Origin of the sequence: Aureicoccus marinus (genome assembly GCF_002954325.1) — a bacterium.
GTDB classification, from domain to species: domain Bacteria; phylum Bacteroidota; class Bacteroidia; order Flavobacteriales; family Flavobacteriaceae; genus Aureicoccus; species Aureicoccus marinus.
Genome location: NZ_MQVX01000001.1, coordinates 1,955,137 through 1,975,876, shown reverse-complemented (window position 1 = coordinate 1,975,876; position 20,740 = coordinate 1,955,137). Strand labels below are relative to the sequence as shown.

13 protein-coding genes and 2 pseudogenes are annotated in these 20,740 nt (G+C 47.5%); 7 read left to right on the top strand and 8 right to left on the bottom strand.

Annotated features, from left to right (window positions below; translation table 11 throughout):
* Positions 1-334: 334 nt before the first annotated feature.
* The 5 genes and pseudogenes from hisC to hppD form a co-directional block, all read right to left on the bottom strand.
* Entirely contained in the window at positions 335-1,447 is a 1,113-nt protein-coding gene (gene hisC / locus BST99_RS09165; RefSeq protein WP_105001533.1) for a histidinol-phosphate transaminase, read from the bottom strand.
* Positions 1,448-1,458: 11 nt separating this feature from the next.
* Positions 1,459-2,340 carry a flavin reductase family protein gene (locus BST99_RS09160; protein ID WP_105001532.1) on the bottom strand — a complete coding sequence of 294 codons (882 nt, stop codon included), beginning with the start codon at positions 2,338-2,340 and terminating at the stop codon, positions 1,459-1,461.
* A 6-nt stretch (positions 2,341-2,346) separates the two neighbouring features.
* A complete protein-coding gene (fahA, locus tag BST99_RS09155; RefSeq protein WP_105001531.1) occupies positions 2,347-3,579 on the bottom strand; it encodes a fumarylacetoacetase in 1,233 nt (410 codons plus the stop codon).
* Positions 3,580-3,588: 9 nt separating this feature from the next.
* Positions 3,589-4,748: pseudogene (locus tag BST99_RS09150) on the bottom strand (homogentisate 1,2-dioxygenase).
* A 13-nt stretch (positions 4,749-4,761) separates the two neighbouring features.
* Positions 4,762-5,892 (bottom strand): 4-hydroxyphenylpyruvate dioxygenase, encoded by a 1,131-nt coding sequence (gene hppD, locus BST99_RS09145; protein ID WP_105001530.1) that lies wholly within the window; start codon positions 5,890-5,892, stop codon positions 4,762-4,764.
* Between the two features lie 93 nt (positions 5,893-5,985).
* Between hppD and BST99_RS09140 the strand changes: the two genes are divergently transcribed.
* Genes BST99_RS09140 through BST99_RS09130 form a run of 3 tightly spaced genes read left to right on the top strand, consistent with a single transcriptional unit; the run spans position 5,986 to position 9,170 of the window.
* Positions 5,986-6,429 carry a MarR family winged helix-turn-helix transcriptional regulator gene (locus BST99_RS09140; RefSeq protein ID WP_105001529.1) on the top strand — a complete coding sequence of 148 codons (444 nt, stop codon included), beginning with the start codon at positions 5,986-5,988 and terminating at the stop codon, positions 6,427-6,429.
* A 26-nt stretch (positions 6,430-6,455) separates the two neighbouring features.
* Positions 6,456-7,610: an LLM class flavin-dependent oxidoreductase gene (locus tag BST99_RS09135; RefSeq protein WP_105001528.1), complete on the top strand. Its 1,155-nt coding sequence runs from the start codon at positions 6,456-6,458 to the stop codon at positions 7,608-7,610.
* 3 nt (positions 7,611-7,613) lie between these two features.
* Entirely contained in the window at positions 7,614-9,170 is a 1,557-nt protein-coding gene (locus BST99_RS09130) for an SLC5 family protein (protein WP_105001527.1), read from the top strand.
* On the opposite strand, the gene polA is transcribed toward BST99_RS09130, so the two are convergent.
* Both polA and BST99_RS09120 read right to left on the bottom strand, forming a co-directional pair.
* A complete protein-coding gene (polA, locus tag BST99_RS09125; RefSeq protein WP_105001526.1) occupies positions 9,171-12,008 on the bottom strand; it encodes a DNA polymerase I in 2,838 nt (945 codons plus the stop codon).
* A 73-nt stretch (positions 12,009-12,081) separates the two neighbouring features.
* Positions 12,082-13,071 (bottom strand): isoaspartyl peptidase/L-asparaginase family protein, encoded by a 990-nt coding sequence (locus BST99_RS09120; protein WP_105001525.1) that lies wholly within the window; start codon positions 13,069-13,071, stop codon positions 12,082-12,084.
* A 36-nt stretch (positions 13,072-13,107) separates the two neighbouring features.
* Here BST99_RS09120 and BST99_RS09115 point away from each other — a divergent pair, with 36 nt between their 5' ends.
* From BST99_RS09115 to BST99_RS09105, 3 genes are all read left to right on the top strand, one after another.
* Positions 13,108-13,851, top strand: a complete 744-nt coding sequence (locus BST99_RS09115; protein WP_146106254.1) for a copper homeostasis protein CutC — start codon at positions 13,108-13,110, stop codon at positions 13,849-13,851.
* Between the two features lie 73 nt (positions 13,852-13,924).
* Entirely contained in the window at positions 13,925-15,181 is a 1,257-nt protein-coding gene (locus BST99_RS09110; protein ID WP_105001523.1) for a metallophosphoesterase, read from the top strand.
* An 88-nt stretch (positions 15,182-15,269) separates the two neighbouring features.
* Positions 15,270-15,566, top strand: a complete 297-nt coding sequence (locus BST99_RS09105; protein ID WP_105001522.1) for a thioredoxin family protein — start codon at positions 15,270-15,272, stop codon at positions 15,564-15,566.
* Here the strand turns inward: BST99_RS09105 and BST99_RS15110 are convergent.
* Positions 15,563-19,014: pseudogene (locus BST99_RS15110) on the bottom strand (glycosyltransferase family 117 protein). The gene BST99_RS09105 and the pseudogene BST99_RS15110 sit on opposite strands and share 4 nt — an antisense overlap.
* Before the next feature lie 516 nt (positions 19,015-19,530).
* On the opposite strand from BST99_RS15110, the gene BST99_RS09090 reads away from it, so the two are divergent.
* Complete coding sequence (locus BST99_RS09090; RefSeq protein ID WP_105001521.1) at positions 19,531-20,736, top strand: glycosyltransferase; 1,206 nt, start codon at positions 19,531-19,533, stop codon at positions 20,734-20,736.
* Positions 20,737-20,740 lie beyond the last annotated feature (4 nt).

Below are 20,740 nucleotides of genomic sequence, written 5' to 3'. Positions count from 1 at the left end.
TAATAAATATATCCCAAAAACTCCGAGTAGCTGTAACAGCGGTACCGGGCGGCTGGTCTTTGGACAAGCCGCCTAATCAAAATGAATACTATCCGTATTTAAGACTGGAGAATATTTCTTTTACAACTTCTTCTCTTCAATGCCCTAGAGGCTGCTGCAAGCGAACCCGAGAACACTCCGGTTGAAAGTAAGGTGTAAAGCACTGTGCCTGTAATTGGTACGGGATCTCCCGAGATTGACGGTCATTTGGAATTATTGGCGGTCATACCCCCCCACTAAAAATATAACTGCCTACTTACCCGAACCAAGTCCCGCCCAAGAGGCGGGATTTTTTTTACCCGACAATGATCTCCTGTAAAGCGGCAATCAAGCGGGTGTTTTGGGCTTCGGTTCCCACCGATATCCTCACTTTACCCGGAGCGCCAAAGGCACTTACTGGGCGCACCATGATGCCCTTTTCTAAAAGGTAATCGGTTAGCTCTTGCTCCCCTAAAGGAGGATCGATCAAGAAGAAATTACCTTGGCTTGGCCAGAAACGGATGCCCAATTCAACAAAGGCCAATTCCAATTGTTGTCGGCCTTCCAGGACCGTTCGAACAGTCTTGGCTATGAATTCCTCATCTTCCAAGGCTGCAATTCCGGCGGCGATTGATGGTCCGGGAACCAAAAAGGGCTTACAAATCTGACGCAAGTAGGCCGCGATCTCGTCGGTGGTATAGGCGTATCCCAATCGCAAGCCCGCCAGACCAAAGGTTTTAGAAAAGCTGTTGATGGAGATAACCGGATAGCCTTGCTCCACGTAGGGCAGGGCTGTGGTGTAGTCTTCGGCATCAGCAAAATGCCAGTACACTTCATCAAAGACCACCAAAACGTCTCCGGGTAATTCTTCCAATAGATAGTCGATCTGTGCCTTGGGAATATAGGTTCCTGTGGGGTTATTGGGGCTGGTTAAAAAGACGATCCGCGTCTTTGGTCCAACAGCCGAAAGGATATTCTCTACATCCAGTGAATAATCGGGGTCTTTAAGAGGAACATCAATCAATTTGGCTCCATACCAGCGCGAAAAAACGGCATAGGGTAAAAAGCAGGGGTTCGAAAAAATTACTTCGTCCCCTTCGCGTACAAAGCCGCGAAGAATGAGATCGATAAGTTCTGAACCACTATTACCACAGAGGAACTGGTTTTGAGGCAATTCGTTTTTGTAGGCCTGTTCCAAGGCTTCTTGCAGGCGAACGGCGGTTTGATCGGGGTAGACCTGGACTCCGGTAGCGGCTTTCTGGTAGGCCTCTACGGCTTTGGGAGAGGCGCCCAATGGGTTTTCGTTGGAAGAGAGCTTGACCACCTCTTCGATATGAGCTGGGGCGTTTTTTCCTCCTTTGTATTCCGTTTTTGGTCTGAGGTATGGCTTGAAAACGGAACTGATGCTGGTTTGTTTGGTTGATTTCATCTCGGGGGTGTCTAGTGGTTTTTCGCGGCCCAAAACAACAGAGCCAGGGCTTTTTCATTTTCTTGTGCAGTCAGGTAATTTGATACGCTGCGGTGAGCGTCCTCAATACCCGCCAGTGCTGCCCACTTTTCTTCAGCGGCTAAGCGCTCTTGTTCTTCGAAGGCAGGCATGACTTCAGAATTCCCGAGTCGACCCAATTCGTTTCCGGTCAGAATGGTACTGTTTCTAGCGCTTTCGGGTAAGGAGTCTACCCCAATACCCAGGGTTCGCAAGGGCTTCGGGATTTCGAAAAGAGAATCTCCTGAAGCACGGGTGTACCAGCTGCCGCCCATTCGGCCCACCAAATCCAAGACGCGGGTGTCTAAGCGTCCGTCCTGGTCCAGGTACTCTTCTTGCAGATGGATTTTGAGCACCTCGGCCAATACCAAGTTTCCTGCGCCCGGTCCATCACCCAATTCGATGACTTCGGTTACCCGGCACTCAAAACTCACAGGAGCTTCCCCTACTCGCGGGGGTTTGATCAGATCAGATTCCACCTGAGTAAAGCCTGCTTTTTCGAATTCATTGACCCCTCTTGCATATTCCGTACTGGCCAAGGACATCTGTTCCACCATGGGATAGTTGACGACGTTGATGGTGACTTCGGCCACTTCTTTTACATTCTCGTAGCTGTGCTTGACCGTATTGTCTCGACCCCTTCTCGCGGGAGAAAAGATCATCACCGGTGGATTGGAACTGAAGACGTTGAAGAAGCTGTAGGGGCTTAGATTCACTTCACCTTTTGCACTGATGGTACTGGCAAAGCAAATGGGCCTAGGAGCCACGGCCGAAAGCAAATATCCGTGTAATTCTGCTTGGGATAATTGCTCAGGAGAAAGACTGCGGGTCGACATACGGTCTTAAAATGAGCTGTTAGCGGGTAGGATTTCGGCACTGACTTCTCCAAAGCCGACACGGATATCGCCTTTTTGCGCCCATCCGGTCATGCTGACCACATCGCCATCCTGTATAAAGGTGCGGGTTGATCCATCCGGCATATCGATCGGTTTGGTGCCGGACCAAGCCAATTCCAACATGGATCCAAAAGAGTCCTCGGTCTTCCCAGAAATAGTACCTGAGGCCAAAAGATCACCGACCTGAATATTGCATCCGTTCACCGTATGGTGAGCCAACTGTTGCGCCATGTTCCAATACATGTATTGGTAGTTGGAACGGCAAACCGTTTTTGGGAGGCTGCCTGAAGGTGCAATACTCACTTCCAGTTGGATATCGTAGTTCTTTTTTCCGCTGTATTCCAAATAGGGCAGGACCGCTGGATCCTGAACAGGCCCGTCAACACGAAAAGGGTCAAGGGCTTCCAGAGTGACCACCCAAGGAGATACAGAGGAGGCAAAATTCTTCGCTAAGAAAGGTCCAAGTGGTACGTATTCCCATTTCTGAATATCGCGAGCCGACCAGTCGTTAAAGAGCATCATTCCGAAAATATGGTCTTCGGCGGCATCGGTGGTGATGGAGGTGCCGAGCTCATTCGGTTTACCCGTAACAAAGGCCATTTCCAATTCAAAATCCAATCGGGAAGAGGCTTGAAAAACAGGAGCCTTCGCGTCTTTTGGCAGGACCTGACCCATCGGGCGGCGCACTGGCGTACCGCTCACAACTATGGAAGAAGCCCGACCGTGATAGCCTACTGGAATATGCTTCCAGTTGGGAAGAAGGGCGTTTTCTGGATCGCGAAACATTTTACCGACGTTGGTCGCGTGCTCGATACTGGAATAGAAATCCGTGTAGTCACCGATGTGCAACGGAAGGTGCATTTGGGCTTCCTTTTGCGGAACCAGAATTTCGTCTTGGTTTTGGGCCAAGACCGACTGAGGATCTCGAAGCCATTTTTGCAACTCTTCGCGAACCGGATTGGTGACTTCTTTGCCCAAAGCGATAAAGTCATTCAGGACGCTGGAGTCAAAAACGGAGGTGTCAAAATCAAAAACACCTTTTGCTGCGAGCGCCTTGAGGTCAATAATGTATTCTCCTATGGCAACTCCTGGACGAGCATCGCGCTCTTGGGTAGAGAAAATTCCATAAGGGAGGTTGTGGATGCTGAAATGAGAATCAGCAGGAATATTTAGAATCATTTTGTTTTGTTAGTGGTCCAACCAGGATTGGTAGTAATTGCCGTCGTCAATAGCGAGGGCTTGTTTGGTCAACTTCAAGGGTTTGAAGGTGTCGATCATAACGGCTAATTCTTCGGTTCCCTTTTTGCCAATACTGGCTTCATAGGTGCCTGGGTGAGGTCCGTGAGGAATTCCCGCAGGGTGCAACGAAATATAGCCTTGATCAATCCCCGTACGGCTCATAAAGTCGCCGTCTACATAGTAGAGCATCTCATCGGAATCGATGTTGCTGTGGTTGTAGGGAGCCGGAATTGCCTTGGGGTGGTAGTCGTATAAACGCGGGCAGAACGAGCAGATCACAAAAGCATTGGTCTCGAAGGTCTGGTGCACCGGTGGTGGTTGGTGTACTCTACCGGTAATGGGTTCAAAGTTGTGAATGCTGAAGCCATAAGGGTAGTTGTAACCGTCCCAACCCACTACATCAAAAGGATGGGTGGCGTACACCATATGGTGAAGGGTATCCTGCTTTTTCACCTTGATCAAAAACTCTCCAGTCTCGTCGTGCGCCTTCAGGTTCTGGGGCAATTTGTAATCGCGCTCACAAAAAGGCGAGTGCTCTAGGAGTTGTCCAAACCAGTTGCGGTAGCGCTTTGGGGTGTAGATCGGGCTGAATGATTCCGCATAAAGCAAACGGTTTTCCTCCGTTTTAAACTCGATCTGGTAGATCATCCACGGGGAATAATCAGGTAATCTCCATACTCAAAAGGAATCTCCCCAAGGAAGGTTTTGAGGACGCCCTCTCCTTTGTGTACAAAGAGCATTTCGTCGGCGTCCGTATTCTTGTAGAAGTAATCCGTCATTGACTTGCGTGGTGCAGCCAATCCGATGTAGACATCGTTATTGACCATCAAAGGGGTGCGGGATTCTAAGAAGTCGTCCTTGGCTTCCACGTCAAACCCAATGAGTTTACGCGAGTGGATGTTTTTTTCGACAGCGACTTCCGGGGTCACATCAATCGCTTCCAGAATCTCTTTGACCTGGGTTGGGCGGTGAATGTGGTACAAGAGGGAAGACATCCCGTCGAATCCGATGGTGCCAAACAGTTGCTCGTAATACAAGCTGCCGTCTGGCTTTTCGAACTGTGTATGGCGCTTTTGAGGAAATTTCCCCAAGCGGTGATACATAGGCATAGGCGCTGTTTTTTTAGTGTAGAGTTCCTCTTACTTCCTGCTCGCGCTCAATGGCTTCAAAGAGAGCCTTAAAGTTGCCTTTTCCGAAGGATTGAGCTCCTTTGCGCTGAATGATCTCGAAGAACATGGTTGGTCTTGGCTCGATCGGACGGGTGAAAATTTGCAATAAGTATCCTTCGTCGTCTCGGTCCACCAAGATACCCAACTCTTTTAAGGGAGCCATGTCTTCATCGATTTTTCCAACACGATCGGTTACCACATCGTAGTAAGTGTCCGGTACGCGAAGAAATTCAATTCCTCGGCTGCGCAATTGACGTACCGTGCTAATGATGTCATCGGTGGCCACGGCGATGTGTTGTACTCCTTCTCCTTCGTAAAAATCAAGGTACTCTTCCACCTGGGATTTTTTCTTTCCTTCCGCCGGCTCGTTGATCGGGAACTTGATTCGGCCATTTCCGTTACTCATTACCTTACTCATCAAGGCGGTGTACTCGGTCGAAATATCGTTGTCATCAAAGCTGAGGATGTTTTTAAAGCCCATTACTTTTTCGTAGAACTCTACCCAGGTATTCATGCGGTTCCATCCCACATTTCCGACCATGTGGTCTACATACTTGAGTCCAACGGATTCCGGATTGAAATCTGGGGTTTCCCATTTTTTATAACCGGGCAAGAAGATACCGTTGTAGTCTTTACGCTCGATAAACAAGTGAACCGTTTCACCATAGGTGTAAATTCCCGATTGAACGACCTTTCCGTTGTCGTCGTCATGGGTTTCGGGCTCCATATACGAAGTTGCTCCGTTGCTCATGGCCGTCTCGTAAGATTGAGTGGCATCGTCCACCCAAAGGGCAACCACCTTCACCCCATCTCCGTGTTTATCGATGTGCTTCCCGATTTCGGTTCCACTTTTCAGAGGAGAGGTTAGAATCAGACGAATCTTGTCTTGTACGACCACATAACTTTCTCGGTCGGTCAATCCTGTTTCAAGACCCGCATAGGCCAAAGATTGAAAACCAAAAGCCGACTTGTAGAAGTGAGCTGCTTGTTTGGAATTACCGACATAGAGTTCGATATAGTCGGTTCCATTGATCGGCATGATGTCTTGCTCTGCCGCTGTTTGGGTAAGTGGTGAAGATTCCATTTCGCTTATTTTATTTCAGTCGTTGAACGTTGTAATTTCAGTTAAAAGTTGCAAATAGTTGCATTTGCAACAAAAATAAGTAATTTTGTCGATATGTTACAAACAATCGACGCGGTTTCGGGAATTGGATTCCATTTGGATATGGTCTTGCGGACCATTCAGCTCGCTTACACCCAGAGATTCCGGGAAGTAGGGGTCGAAATCAGCGTAGAACAATGGGTCTTTTTGCAACGGATACACAACAAAGGAGGGGAGGCACCCCAACGGGAATTGGTCCGTCTGAACTTTCGCAATAAGGCCACGACTTCACGTCTAATCCAGGGCTTGGTTAAAAAAGAGCTTTTGACCCAGCAGCGGTTTGAAGGGGATCGAAAGCGATTTAACCTCGTACTGACCGAAAAGGGGCTTGAATTGGTTCAAAAACTGGAGCCGATTGCCCAGGAACTTCGCAGCCAGGCCATCGCGGGAATTGATGAATCCCAATGGGAAATCTTTCTGCAGATTTTGGATAAAGTGCGCGATAATTACTCAGAATAAGGGAATTTCTGTTTTCTTTGAGTTCTATGGAAAGAAACGAAGGGATTACCTCTTCCGATCTCAAAGGGGCTGAAGTATCTTGGTTTGCCCCGATTTGTGATGGAGATGATCGGTACCTGGGCGAAAGAGATCCCCAGTACAAAAGCACCTGGAACAATACTTCAAAAGTTGTTCTGGCGGCTGATCAAGCCGGCTTCCGAAACATCCTTTGTCCCAGTTCCTATCAGGTAGGACAAGACACCCTGCCCTTTGTCAGTTCCATGGCTCCTTTGACCAAAAACATCAATCTATTGGCCGCCATTCGCTGTGGCGAAATTCATCCGGCCATGTTGGCCAGAACAGTAGCGACCTTGGACCACCTGCTCGAAGGAAGGCTGACCCTGAATATTATTTCTTCCAATTTGCCAGGAGAAGACCTCCCTTCGGAGGCCCGCTATCAGCGATCACGGGAAGTGATCCAAATACTGAAGCAGGCCTGGACCCAGGACCGAATTGAATACGAAGGGGAGTTCTATCAGTTATCCCTAGATACCAAACCGGTCAAACCCTTTCAATCAGGTGGGCCTCTTCTGTATTTTGGGGGGTATTCACCGCCTGCCCTGGAACTCTGTGCGGAATTTTGTGATGTTTACCTGATGTGGCCTGACACCCGTCCTAAGCTCAAAGCGCAACTAGAGGTTATGCAAGAAAAAGCGGCTGCTTTTGGGCGAACGCTGGATTATGGACTTCGGGTACACGTGGTGGTACGCGAAAGTGAAGCGGAGGCACGGGACTATGCCCAAAGCCTGTTGAGTAAATTGGATGAAGAAGAAGGGGAAGCACTCAGAAATCGAGCTTTGGACGCCAAATCTTTAGGCGTGAGTAGACAACAGGCCGTTCGAGAAGCTTCGGATCAGGAAGGCTATGCGGAAGAGCTGCTTTTTACCGGAATAGGAAGAGCCCGATCCGGTTGCGGCGCAGCTTTGGTTGGGTCTCCGCAGCAAATTGTAGAAAGAATCAGGGAATACCAGGACATGGGCTTTCGCTCCTTTATCTTTTCGGGTTACCCTCATCTGGAAGAGTGCGATCATTTTGCCCGTTTGGTTATGCCGTATCTCAACACGGTTTCTCTGCCGATGGCCTATCAAAAAATTCCAGCTGGAGGTCCTTTGACCCCACTGGGTAACGCGCCTCGATTTTAGATTATGCAGTGGGATCTCTGGATAGTACTTCTCTATTTCGCGGTGGTCTTTATGGCCGCCTGGTCCGGTCGTTTGAAGGGCAAAGTTAGCAGCGAGGATTACTTTTTAAGTGGGCGGGGCTTGCGCTGGCCCTCCATTGCTTTTTCGACCATTGCGACCAACATTCAAGGGTATCAGTTCCTGGGGATGATGGGTTCGGCTTACCTCTATGGATTGGCTCAGGCCAGTCTTGAAATCAATGCTGTACAGGGACTGCTCTTAGCAGCTTTTGTCTTTGTTCCGCTCTATTTACGAGAAAAGGTGGTAACGATTACCCAGTTCATTAACAGTAAGTTGGGTTCACGGGTTGGTCTGGCCTATTCCTTGGCGAATATTCTTTTGTTTTCGACCATTACGCTGGGGGCTGCTCTCTTCTGGGGCGCCTATGCGGCCGATCAGGTCTTTGGAGATCTCTTGGGCTTTCTGTCGGAGGACCGTTTTACTCGCATAGTAATATTGGTCCTTATACTCGGCACCTTTTCCGCGGTCTACACCTATTTTGGAGGTTTGTCAGCAGTTGTGCGCACTGATATCATACAATTTTTAATTCTGTTGACGGGTGGGGTGATCGTCTTGCTGACCGCCGTAAAACAACTCGGGGGATGGGGAGCTTTGTACACCAAGACGCCTGAATTGATGCACCTGCATTTGCCTGCCTCCCACGAGCAGCTGCCCTGGACGCATATGCTGGGACTCTTCTTTTTGAACATCAACTACTGGTGCGCGAATCAGACGGTTATTCAGCGGTCTCTGGCGGCTAAAAATATAAGGGAAGCCCAAAAAGGTCTCCTGGTTGGGGGCTTTATGAAGTATATCATGGCCGTCATCATTGTGGTTCCCGGGATTGCTTTGGCCGGAATTCTAGGAGATCAGGGTTTAGCGGATCCGGATATGAGCTTTCCGTACTTGGTCAATCACTTTTTACCTACGGGTCTTAAAGGACTTGTACTCTGTGCCCTATTTGCCTCTTTGATGAGTACGGTAGACAGTACATTCAACTCCTTGGGTACCCTTTGGTCGGTGGATATCTTTAAGAAATACCTCAAGCCCTCCGCTTCGGATGACGAAATGATTGGGGCCGGAAAGCGGGCTATTTTGTTCGCTTTTGTCAGTGGGACTCTTATGGGGATTGTTCTGCTTTATTTGAAATTCAACAATCCAGAGGCGGCTTTTACCCATACCCTCAATGAACTCCGTTACTACATCAATTGCGGGATTGTGGTACTGATTTGTTCCGCTGCTTTTATGTTGCGCCCTCAAGAAAAATATTTATTGGCGGCATTTGTGCTGACCATCGTGTTGCAGGTGGTTCTCAAAACGAGTATGCCCGATATGAATTACTTCTTCCGCGCCTTTTGGGTGATTTTTGGAGGACTTTCTCTGGCCTTTATAGGGGCCCGTTTTCGTCTGCAATCTTTTGGGCAGGTCGAAGTACCTGATCCGGCCAGTAATACTCAGGTAAAACGCCTAGGGTGGTTACTCGGGATGAGTCTGATCGCCTTGCATTTTATTTTTCACTAGTTAGTGAGCTTCAAGCCAGTTCAGGCCTTCTCCCATATCGACCTTTAGCGGAACCGCCAATTCGTGCGCGTTTTCCATGTGTTCCCGTATGAGTTCTTTAAGCTCTTCCAATTCGTCTTTGTGGGCGTCAAACACCAATTCATCGTGCACCTGTAAGAGCATCTTACTCTTATAATTGCCTTTTTTTAGTGCCTCGTGAATTTTGATCATCGCGATTTTAATAATGTCGGCTGCACTTCCCTGAATCGGTGCGTTGACGGCATTTCTCTCTGCGGCTCCGCGAACTACGGCATTGCCTGCATTGATGTCTTTGAGGTAGCGGCGACGGCCTAAAACGGTTTGAACATAGCCTTTCTCCCGTGCAAAATCAACCTGGTTCTGCATATAACTTCTCAGCTTGGGGTAGGTCTTGTAGTAGGTGTCGATGAGTTCTTTGGCCTCGGTTCGGTTGAGCTCCGTTTGGTTACTCAAACCAAAGGCGGAAACCCCGTAAATAATTCCGAAGTTCACGGTCTTGGCGTTAGCTCGTTGTTCCCGGGTAACTTTGTCCAGGGCTACATTGAAAACCCGTGCCGCAGTGGCAGCATGAATGTCTTCTCCTCGATTAAAGGCCTCAATCATGGTGTCCTCTTCACTGAGGGCGGCGATGATCCGCAATTCAATTTGCGAGTAATCCGCAGCCAGAAGAACGTATTGGTCGTCCATGGCCACAAAGGCTTTTCGGACTTGTCGACCTCGTTCGGTCCGGATCGGGATGTTCTGCAAATTCGGATTGTTGCTACTCAAACGTCCTGTTGCGGCGACCGTTTGCATATAGTCGGTATGTACTCGGCCTGTGACAGGAGAAATCTCCTGCGGAAGGGCGTCTACATAAGTGCTTTTGAGTTTGGTCAGGCCTCTGAAATCGAGCACCTTTTGGATGATGTTGTGGTCTTTAGCTAGTGGGGTAAGTACATCTTCTGCTGTCGAGAACTGTCCGGTTTTGGTCTTTTTGGGTTTTTCGACCAGTTTCATTTGATCAAAAAGAATCTCTCCGAGTTGTCGGGGAGAGGCGATATTGAAGGTAGTACCTGCCAGTTCGTAAATGTCGTTTTGAAGCTGCTCGATATCGGTCTCCAAGTTGCCTGAAAGGCTCTTTAAGAAATCCGCATCGACGCGAATACCACTTCGTTCCATGTCCGCTAAGACTTTAAGGAGAGGTACTTCCAGGTCGGCAAAAAGATCCCAGGTACCTGCTTCTTTGAGCTCAGGCCTAAAGTGTTGGGCTAGGCGGTAGGTGATGTCGGCATCTTCGACCGCGTATTCGGTCTGTTGATCCAGGGGCACCTCCCGCATGCTTTTTTGGTTCTTCCCTTTTTTGCCGATCAACTCGGTGATGGACTGCGGTTTGTAGTTGAGGTAGGTCTCCGCCAAAATATCCATATTGTGCCTCATGTCCGGATTGATGAGGTAGTGGGCCAACATGGTATCAAAAAGAGTTCCCTTGATTTCGATCCCGTAGTTCTGCAAAACCTTGACGTCGTACTTCAGGTTTTGACCGATCTTTTCGATCTGCTCCGCATCAAAAAAGGGCTTAAGCTGCTCCAGCTCCTGTTCCGTTTTTCCGCGATCCTCCGGCATGGGCCAGTAGTATCCACGGCCTTCTTTCCAACTGAAAGCAATTCCAACCAGTTCCGCTTCCAAGGGGTTAATGGAGGTGGTTTCGGTGTCAAAACAAACCGATTCCTGAGCCATCATTTCTTCCAGGAACATCATTTTGGCCGCTTTGGAATCCAGGCACTGATAAAAGTGACTGCTGTTGGCTAAGGTTTGCTTTCCTCCACTCTCTTCTAGGGTTGCGGCGGCCGCTGCAGGATCGTCACCAAACAAGTTGAACTGACCGCTCCCGGCGATCTTTGGACTTGCCGGTGATGCCGTGGTATTGGATTCGGTCTCTGCTTCGGGATGCTCCCCGTGGATGGGCAGCTTGAGGAATTGGTCTTTGAGTCGGCGGAACTCCAATTCTTCAAAAACGACTCCAACCCCCTCTTTGTCGGGTTCAGACATTTCGAATTCTTCGGCCCTGAAGGTGACATCGCAGTCCGTAATGATGGTGGCGAGCTTTCTGGAAAGCCTTCCGAGCTCGGCATTCTCTTCGACCTTTTCCTTCATCTTGCCTTTGAGCTTGTCGGTGTTTGCGAGCAGACCTTCTAAGCTACCGTATTCGGCGATGAATTTTTTGGCTGTTTTGTCGCCCACTCCGGGTAGGCCGGGAATATTGTCACTGGCATCGCCCATCATCCCGAGGTAGTCGATCACTTGTTCCGGGCGCTCCACTCCAAAGCGAGCTTGAATTTCGGGTATTCCCCAAATTTCGATGCCATTGCCCATGCGTGCGGGACGGTACATAAAAATGTTTTCTGAAACCAGCTGACCGAAGTCTTTGTCCGGGGTGACCATGTATACCTGATAGCCCTCCTTTTCGGCCTGCTTGGCCAGAGTGCCAATGATGTCATCGGCTTCCATGCCTTCCAATTCTACCACGGGAATATGCATGGATTTTAGGATTTCTTGAATGTACGGAACTGCTATTTTGATGGCTTCAGGCGTTTCGTCCCGGTTGGCTTTATAGTCTTCAAAAAGCTCGGTGCGTTCTGTGCTTCCACCTTTGTCAAAACAAACGGCCAGGTGATCCGGTTTTTCGCGTCGGATCACATCAAAAAGCGAGTTGGTAAAACCGAAGATGGCGGAGGTATCCATGCCTTTGGAATTGACCCTAGGATTGCGAATCAGGGCATAGTAACCACGAAAAATGAGGGCGTAGGCATCGAGTAGGAAGAGTCTTTTTGGAGCTGACATGTGCATAGAACTGTTAGGCGCCTAAAAATAGAGCGGTTTCAAAACTAGGAAATTATTGTGGCTTCCCGGGGGCTTAGAGGTAACTCGCACCCGGAATATTTTGGTGCCCTTCATTTTGGTAAACCTGGTAGTTGAACCCCTTCTGAATGCAATATCCTCCGTATTCTCCTTTCTTGTTCAGCGCGATATAACCCACCTGTATATCTTTGTATTTGGAGTTGTTTTTGACAATGCGGTTGATGGCTTCTTCACAGGCTTCCTGAGGGTTGTATCCCTGTCGCATTAGTTCGACGACCAAGAAACTACCCACGGTTTTGACCACTTCCTCACCCATTCCCGTGGCGGTAGCCGCTCCGATTTCATTATCGACAAATAAGCCAGCTCCTATGATGGGGGAGTCACCAATGCGCCCGGCCATCTTGTAGGCCATTCCGCTGGTTGTGCACGCTCCGGATAAATTCCCTTCCTCGTCAAGAGCCAACATTCCTATGGTGTCGTGGTTTTCGATATTGATCACCGGGCTGTATTCCGATTTTTCAAGCCATTGTTTCCACTCTTTTTCGGACGCCCCAGTCAAAAGATTTTCTTTGGGAAAGCCTTTTTCGTAAGCAAATTGCTCTGCTCCGTCACCGGCCAACATCACGTGGGGAGTTTCTTCCATTACCTTGCGAGCAACGGAAACGGCGTGAGTGACATTTTGCATATAGAGCACTGCGCCGCAATTTCCCTTGTGATCCATGATACAGGCGTCCAACGTTACTTGGCCCTCCCGGTCCGGGCGACCGCCTTTTCCGACCGATTGGTTCTTGGTGTCGGCTTCTTCCACCCTAGTGCCTTGCTCTACCGCATCCAGGGCAGAACCTTGAGCACTCAACACTTTCCAAGCGGCTTCAGTGGCGTTTGGAACCTTCCAGGTCGCGATAACAACGGGTTTGTTCGCTGGGCTATCGCTTGTCTTTTCTTCTTCCTGACAGGCGGTGAGTAGGCTAGCCGGGAGTAGAGCAGTGGTTCCAATTTTGGCGGCACTTTGTCCTCCTTTTTTAAGAAAGTGTCTTCTGTTCATAGATTGGTTATTTTTCAAGCTTCTAAAGATAAACAAATGATTGTCGAAGTATGTGCCAATGGCCTGGACTCAGCTCTGCGCGCTCAGGAGGCTGGAGCGGATCGAATCGAACTCTGTGCGGAGCTTTCGGTAGGAGGAATAACCCCTTCTCAGGGATGTCTTAAGCAAGTACTCCAGGAGGTGGATCTGCCTGTTCATGTTCTCTTGCGACCCAGAAGCGGACCTTTTGTCTACAATGCAGCCGAATGGCGTCAGATGGAATCGGAGTTGCATGCCATCCTGGACGCTGGTGCGCATGGGATTGTTTGGGGTGGGTTAACCCTGGAGCACCAAATCGATCTGAAAGGTTTGGAGCGAATTATTCGACTTATGGAGCAAGGAACGCAGCCCTTGTCTTTTACTTTTCACCGGGCCATTGACTGGGTGGTTAATCCGGTAGAGGCCGCAGCTGAGCTTACAGAATATCCGGTAGACACTATACTGAGCTCAGGGGGAGCACTCTCCGTAGAATCAGGTTTTGAAACCTTGTGCAGGATGAAAGAAATCTTCACCTCCGGAGTGGTGATGCCAGGTGGAGGAGTCAAGGCAAGCAATTCAGTAGCCTTTAAGACGGCCGGTTTTCAAGCGATTCATCTTTCTGGCACAGCCTTTGAAGATAGAGGAATACCTGTTGCTAAGAGGATTTTTCCACAGTTTAATTCCGGGGACTTGGTGGCGGAATTCCAGGTAAGAGTAACAAATCGAGAAAGCTTACGTCCTGTAATTGAAATCGTTAAATGATCTTAACATTTTAGGGCTCTTGAGCAGAAAGAAATAAATTTGTTGTTTGCCGTTAACTATATAAAGACATTTTGTGGATAGTGCATATCTCAGATTAATCATTGTTATTGCCGTTTATCTGGTCTTGGGGTTTTATGGATTTCAGGCCGTAAAGACCGTGATCAAGAATCCTTGGATTCATACAGTTTACCGCGTTTTATTCTTCGGCACTCCTGCAGCACTGGCCTATTTTATCTATTCTCGAGAGCCAGGAGACTCCTTTTCTGGAATGCCGGCCATCTCCGCTGGGGTTTTTATGGCCTTTCTGGTGCTGATTACCATCCTGGCCCTATTCATGTTGATCGAAGACATTTACCGGGTAGTTGCCTGGATGATGAATCACATCGTTGGGGTGGACGATGAAGACCAAAGCTATATGCCTAGTCGTCGCCAATTTATCAGTGGCTTGGCGATTGCCACAGGGACCGTGCCTTTTGCTGGCTTGTTATATGGTATGTACAAGGGCAAGCACAATTACCAGGTACGAAAGTACCAGGTGGAATTTGATGATTTACCGGCATCCTTTGACGGATATCGAATCGTACAGATCTCGGATATTCATGCTGGAAGTTGGCTTAAGTCCACGGACTATAAGCGCGTCAAGTACGGGGTCGATTTGGTCAACAAGCAAGAAGGAGATCTGATCGTCTTTACAGGAGATATGGTGAATGATCGCGCAGACGAAGTGTATGAATGGAGTCATTTGCTGAGCACACTCACTGCACCGGATGGGAAGTATTCCATTTTAGGCAACCACGATTATGGGGATTACTACGGGCCTTTCCGAGAAGACCCCGTGGCGAAGGATAAGAATCTACAAAACCTTTTGACGGAACAGCGCAATATGGGCTTTGACCCTTTGCTCAATGAGCACCGCTTTATCCGACGCAATGGAGAGGAGTTTGCCTTGGTGGGGGTAGAAAACTGGGGAACCGGTGGATTCTCTCAGAAAGGAGACCTGGACAAGGCTTCTGAAGGTTTGACCAATGACAGTTTTAAAGTATTGTTGAGCCATGACCCTTCCCATTGGAGGGAGCAGGTATTGACGCATACACAACAATTTCATTTGACTTTAAGTGGGCACACCCACGGTTTTCAATTTGGAATTGAAATCCCTCAACTCAAGTGGAGCCCGGTACAATACCGCTACAAAGAATGGGCTGGTATTTACCAACAGGGTAAGCACTTTATCAACGTAAACCGCGGTTTTGGCTTTTTGGGTTACCCGGGCAGGGTGGGCATCTGGCCAGAAATTTCGGTAATCACCCTCAAGAAAAAGGGAGAAGCCTAATGGGACTATGCTCTTGAAAGTGATTCGCTTACAGGAGAAAAGCCCAATTGAAAAATTGCTAATTTTAAATGAATCCTAAGACCAGCACATGTCTAAATTTGGGGAATTAATCGATCGAAATGTTCCAGTTCTGCTTGACTTTTACGCGGAGTGGAGCGATGCCAGCATGGCCATGCATCCTGTTTTACAAGAAGTAGCCGTTTCTATAGGTGCCCAAGGTAAAATCATCAAGATTGATGTCGATAAAAACAAAGAGCTTTCGCAAGCTTTGCGCATCAAAGGATTGCCTACCCTAATGATCTACAAAAAGGGTGAAATGGTTTGGCGTCAAAGCGGAGAGCAAGATGCAGAAACCCTGATGGGTATTCTTCAGGAGTACGTTTAATTCAGTACTGTATCGGAAATTTGTAAGGCCTTTTGAAGGCTGTCCAGGGTAGCGCTGTCGGGAAGGATTATGCCTTCTTCTGACTTTAACTCTTTCATCTTTAACTCAAGAGGAGACTCCAGCAGGTAGTCTGCATTATCATCGCCCATATAGGTGCGGAAAGGCTGCACGTATTGGCTGTAAACCCCGAGTTCTTCTGTTCCCCAGTCCAACTGTTGGTTCTCGAATAAAATATCCACTACACGGCGGTAGGCTTGTAGATCGGCATAGACATCTTCCATTTGATCCACTTTTTCCGCTTCCTTTAATCCGCTGCGGTAGTCCAATCTCTCTTGGTAGACCTTCTTTAGTTTTTCGAAGAGTTCCTTGGCCTTTTCCGTTTCTCCTACCTTGAAGTAGCCATCCAAATAAGGCTCCAGGAAGGCGTAAAAGCCATAGCTCTCAAAAGGCAGCTGTTCCATAGCCAATTCGATAATGTTGCGGGCTTTTTCAATTTTACCTTCACGGATTAATTGCTCGCTTAATCGCGCCAGGTTACTGCGGAAAGAAAGCCCTTGGGAACGGGTTTGGGTATCGTGGTAAATGGAGGTGTCTGAAGAGTTCCCCCATTCCCAGTCCATTGCGATCTCGTACATCAAATCAGAATCGATGCGTCCCATTTCAAAGGCGCTGGCGTTCTTGGTTTTGATCGGTACCAGTTTGTAAACCAAGCCATCCAATTGGAGGTAATCCTTCATCCAAATGTATTCGGCCTTATCAAAGCTTCCTCCAGAGAAGTAAAGCGGTCTCTTCCAATCGTTGTTCTTCAGAATATCCAACATCAGAATGCGGTTTTTGGGAAGGGCACCTTTTGGAAGATCAATGTCGATATAATCGACGATAAGATCGGCGTCTTCCGCTTTGACCAGGCCGCTGGCTAAAACATTCTCTTTATTGACAGGCACACGAATCTTGTTGGTCGGGTAAATGACGATGTTGAGGTTGGACTCCGGGTATTGGCTCAAGTCAGCTCCTCGGCGCTCCAGCCAAAAACGCAATTTGGTTTGCGGATCATCGCTGCTCACCCAGTTCATAAAGTCATCCAGGCTCCAGCGCTTTTCGGATATTCCTGGAAGCCCCTGGTAGTAAATTGCATCCCGTGTTCCAAAACGGTATTTGTCGTGAGTCAGTTGAGAAGGAATGGGTGCACTCTCGTAGGCCTGTCGCTTCATCTGATCGATGTACCAATCCGTAGCAAAAAGACTGGTGTTGACTACCCGCACATCCGTTCTGAAGTTTTCGATCTCCTGAACGTACCAGAGCGGGAAGGTGTCGTTATCGCCAATAGTGAATAAAATGGCCCCGGCGTCTTCTTTACAAGACGAGAGATAAGCCATGGCCGTTGAGCGGGCTGTTTGTCTTCCGGAACGATCGTGGTCATCCCAGTTCTGTGTGGCCATCAGTAGAGGAACCGTCAAGAAAGTCAAACCGAGAACAGCAGGGCCGGTCCATTGGAATTTTAAACGTTTACGTAATTCTACAAACAAACCGTATGCACCCATACCAATCCACAGGCAGAAGATGAAGAAAGACCCAACCAGCGAGTAATCACGCTCCCTTGGCTGGAAGATGGGCGGGTTGGTGTAGAATTGAATGGCTAATCCTGTAAAGAGGAAGTAGACCAAGAGTATCCAGAATTGTTTGGGGTTGCGCACCACCTGGTAGATGATGCCGATGAGTCCCAAGATAAAGGGAAGGAAGAAATACGTATTCCGCCCTTTGTTGTTTAGGTCATCGCTTGGCAAGTTATCTTGGCTTCCAATGCGGGCCGAATCCAAAAAGTTGATTCCACTGATCCAGTTCCCGTTGCCGTCGTAACGACCCTGAACGTCGTTCTGTCTACCGACGAAATTCCACATAAAGTACCGCACGTACATATACCCCCACTGAAAGTCGAAGAGGTACCTGAGGTTATCACCCAGGGTGGGTTTTTGAACATCGATATAGTCTCCAAAAGAACGGAGGAAGTCAATGTACTGTTCGGTGCCGATTTGCCCACCGGCGTCCATGGCTTCAAAGCGGCGGATGGCATCGATTAGATCCGTGTAGTCTTTAGCGGTGATGGGTTCTCCGTTCCCCGCACTGATGCGGTGACGTGGTTTGATTTTGTAATCCAGGCGTCCGTAATAACGCATGTAATTTTCGGCATTGGCATCACTCCACATTCGGGGGAGTAGGCGACGTGCTCGGGGTTTGGACCCTGAAGGGCGTCTTCGTACTGGTTGACGATAACGTATTTGCCCAGGGTGTGGTCTTTTTCGTATTTGGGTTTATCGTCAATATCGTTCCCCGGTTCTGCAAAGAGGTCACTGTAGTAGCTCCCGTAGACAGGACTTTCTACTCCAGGATACTGTTCCCGGTTGTAGTAGGCCAATAGTGAACGGGCGTCTTCCGGGTTGTTCTCGTTTACTACGGTTTGGGCATTTGCACGAATCGGAAGCATGAGCCAGGAAGAGAATCCTAAGAAAAGGAACAGCAAGCAATGAACAATCAGATTGGCCAAAGGCAGTTTGTTCTTTTTGGTGTAGGTGATTCCCCAGTAGAACAGGCCGATAAATAAAAGACCAATGATGATGGTTCCTGAGTTAAAAGGCAGTCCCACTTGGTTGACGAAGAATACCTCTCCGGCCCCAAAAAGCTTTAATACATAAGTTAAAGAAAACTTGTAGACCAAAAAGAGAACCGCGACTACGGCTAAATTCCCCAAGAGGAATTGTTTCCAGGTCGGTTTCGGGTATTTTTTGAAAAAGAAAAGGAGTCCGATGGACGGGATGGCCAGGAAGCCCATGAACTGTATTCCAAAGACCAAGCCGATGACAAAGCAAATCAGAAGGAGCCAGCGATGACCTCGAGGGTCATCCAGGTTGTCTGTCCACTTCAGGCCTAACCAAAAGAGTAAGGCCATAATAAAACTGGCCATGGCATAAACTTCCGTTTCTACGGCATTGAACCAAAAACTGTCAGAAAAAGTAAAAGCCAATGCTCCGATAAGTCCACTCCCTAAAAGCACAAGGGCATTGCTGTTGTCGAGGGCACCCTCTTCTTTGGTAATGACTTTTTTCAGGAGGTTGGTGATAATCCAATAAGTGAAAAGAACCGCAAAGGCGCTTGATACCACCGAAACCGAATTGACCATCAAGGCGATTTTCAGCTCATTCCCGAAGGCAAAAAGGGCGAAAAAGGCACCGATCATCTGTAAAAGTGGGGCTCCGGGTGGGTGACCCACTTGCAATTTGGCCGCGGTCGTGATGTATTCACCGGCGTCCCAAAAACTCCCGGTCGGTTCAACCGTCATAAAGTAGACGATTAGGGCGATCAAAAAGCTCAACCAGCCCAAAAGGGTATTCCATTTATTGTAATCTTCGGCAAAGTGTGCTTGTTTTACAAAGGACAAATGTTGGAATACCATAGACGCGTTTATTTTCGGTTGGGCGAATTTATTAAATAATCGTGCAGACCGCTCCTTTTTTGCAAAACCTTATTATTTCTTAAGAATACTCTTGTAATGCAGAGCAAGAACGCCCAAAGGCCAATAACGATTGCTTAGTACTTTCTTAAAAAGTGTTAGTGTACTTTTAAAAGATTTACTTTGGTCAAAAGAAGTATTGTTTTAAATTTGCACCCTCAATAATGGAATGGCCTATGGTGTAATTGGCAACACTACTGATTTTGGTTCAGTCATTCTAGGTTCGATCCTAGTAGGCCAACAGTAAAAACCCTCTGATTTTCAGGGGGTTTTTTAATTTAAGTTCGTTCTTCTAAAATCAAGAATAGTCCAATATTATGTTTGTTCTTCCCGTGCGATAGAAGGTAAAACCATTGTTGTTTGAAAATTCTTTAGTTCTTTTAATCTTCGGTTGACATTATTTAACCACTTTTCAATGAGGTCAATTTTGAATGGCCCATCGTATTCTAATTCATTAGCATGAACGAAAGAGATATTGTTGTTATCGGTATTCAAGATTGGGATATTAAAATTGGTAGTAACTGCAAGAATATCGCTATTGCATTCTCTGAGCACCACAGAGTTTTGTATGTTAACCCTCCAATAGACAGGTCTAGTTCCATTTTCGATAGGCATTCCGCCAGGGTCCAAAGAAGAAAAAAAATAACAAAAAAAGACAGCAGTCCATTAATACAAATTAAGGCAGGACTTTGGACTTACCAACCTCAAAAAATAGTTGAGTCTATCAATAGAATTCCTTTTAAAAAGCTGTTCGATAGATTAAACCGTATTAATGCAAAACGGTTTACCTCTGAGGTTCAAAGCGCTATCGATCAATTGGGTTTTAGTGATGTAATTGTTTTTAATGACAGTTCAATGCACTTAGGTCAACATGTTCGTGAGTTTCTGTCCCCTTCAAGCTATATCTATTATATGCGGGATTACCTAAGTCGAAACCGGTATTGGAAAAAGCATGGCCAAAGGTTAGAACCTGTCCTTATAGCGGAGGCAGATTGTGTTGTTTGTAATTCAAATCTCTATCAAGATTACGGTTTGCAATTCAATCGTCATTGCTACATGGTCGGTCAAGGATGTGATACAAAAGCCTTTGATAATCGCAACCAGGTGATTGATGTTCCAGAAGTGTTGGTAAAGATTTCAGGCCCTGTTGTCGGATATGTTGGTTTCTTGAGTAATGGTCGTCTAGATCCCGATATATTAATAGAAATTGCTAAAAATAGACCCGACTGGTCTTTGGTGCTAGTAGGGCCTGAAGATTCTGTTTTTAAAGAATCCGAATTGCACGACTATCCCAATGTTTATTTCTTAGGATTACAACCTCTGGACAGTTTGCCTGGGTATATACAGGGCTTTGATGTTGCTTTAAATCCACAGCGAATCACGGAAATTACTATGGGAAATTATCCAAGGAAAATTGATGAGTATCTGGCCATGGGAAAACCAGTAGTCGCTTCAATGACTAAAGCAATGGAATATTTTAGTGATTATGTCTACTTAGGAGAGAGTCCAGAGGATTACTTGCATTTAATTGAGCGTGCCTTGGCAGAAAACACTCCGATTTTGGAAGACCGACGTCGGGCTTTTGCAAGTTCTCATACATGGGAAAATAATGCAAAAGCCATATTCTCTAGTTTAGAGAAAACCAGGGTTAAAGATTCCAGATAGAGGA

What these genes read in the sequence shown, in the direction of transcription:
- hisC (WP_105001533.1), bottom strand. Translation starts at nt 1,447, where the DNA reads ATGAAATCAACCAAACAAACCAGCATCAGTTCCGTTTTCAAGCCATAC.
- BST99_RS09160 (WP_105001532.1), bottom strand. Translation starts at nt 2,340, where the DNA reads ATGTCGACCCGCAGTCTTTCTCCTGAGCAATTATCCCAAGCAGAATTA.
- fahA (WP_105001531.1), bottom strand. Translation starts at nt 3,579, where the DNA reads ATGATTCTAAATATTCCTGCTGATTCTCATTTCAGCATCCACAACCTC.
- hppD (WP_105001530.1), bottom strand. Translation starts at nt 5,892, where the DNA reads ATGGAATCTTCACCACTTACCCAAACAGCGGCAGAGCAAGACATCATG.
- BST99_RS09140 (WP_105001529.1), top strand. Translation starts at nt 5,986, where the DNA reads ATGTTACAAACAATCGACGCGGTTTCGGGAATTGGATTCCATTTGGAT.
- BST99_RS09135 (WP_105001528.1), top strand. Translation starts at nt 6,456, where the DNA reads ATGGAAAGAAACGAAGGGATTACCTCTTCCGATCTCAAAGGGGCTGAA.
- BST99_RS09130 (WP_105001527.1), top strand. Translation starts at nt 7,614, where the DNA reads ATGCAGTGGGATCTCTGGATAGTACTTCTCTATTTCGCGGTGGTCTTT.
- polA (WP_105001526.1), bottom strand. Translation starts at nt 12,008, where the DNA reads ATGTCAGCTCCAAAAAGACTCTTCCTACTCGATGCCTACGCCCTCATT.
- BST99_RS09120 (WP_105001525.1), bottom strand. Translation starts at nt 13,071, where the DNA reads ATGAACAGAAGACACTTTCTTAAAAAAGGAGGACAAAGTGCCGCCAAA.
- BST99_RS09115 (WP_146106254.1), top strand. Translation starts at nt 13,108, where the DNA reads ATGATTGTCGAAGTATGTGCCAATGGCCTGGACTCAGCTCTGCGCGCT.
- BST99_RS09105 (WP_105001522.1), top strand. Translation starts at nt 15,270, where the DNA reads ATGTCTAAATTTGGGGAATTAATCGATCGAAATGTTCCAGTTCTGCTT.
- BST99_RS09090 (WP_105001521.1), top strand. Translation starts at nt 19,531, where the DNA reads ATGAACGAAAGAGATATTGTTGTTATCGGTATTCAAGATTGGGATATT.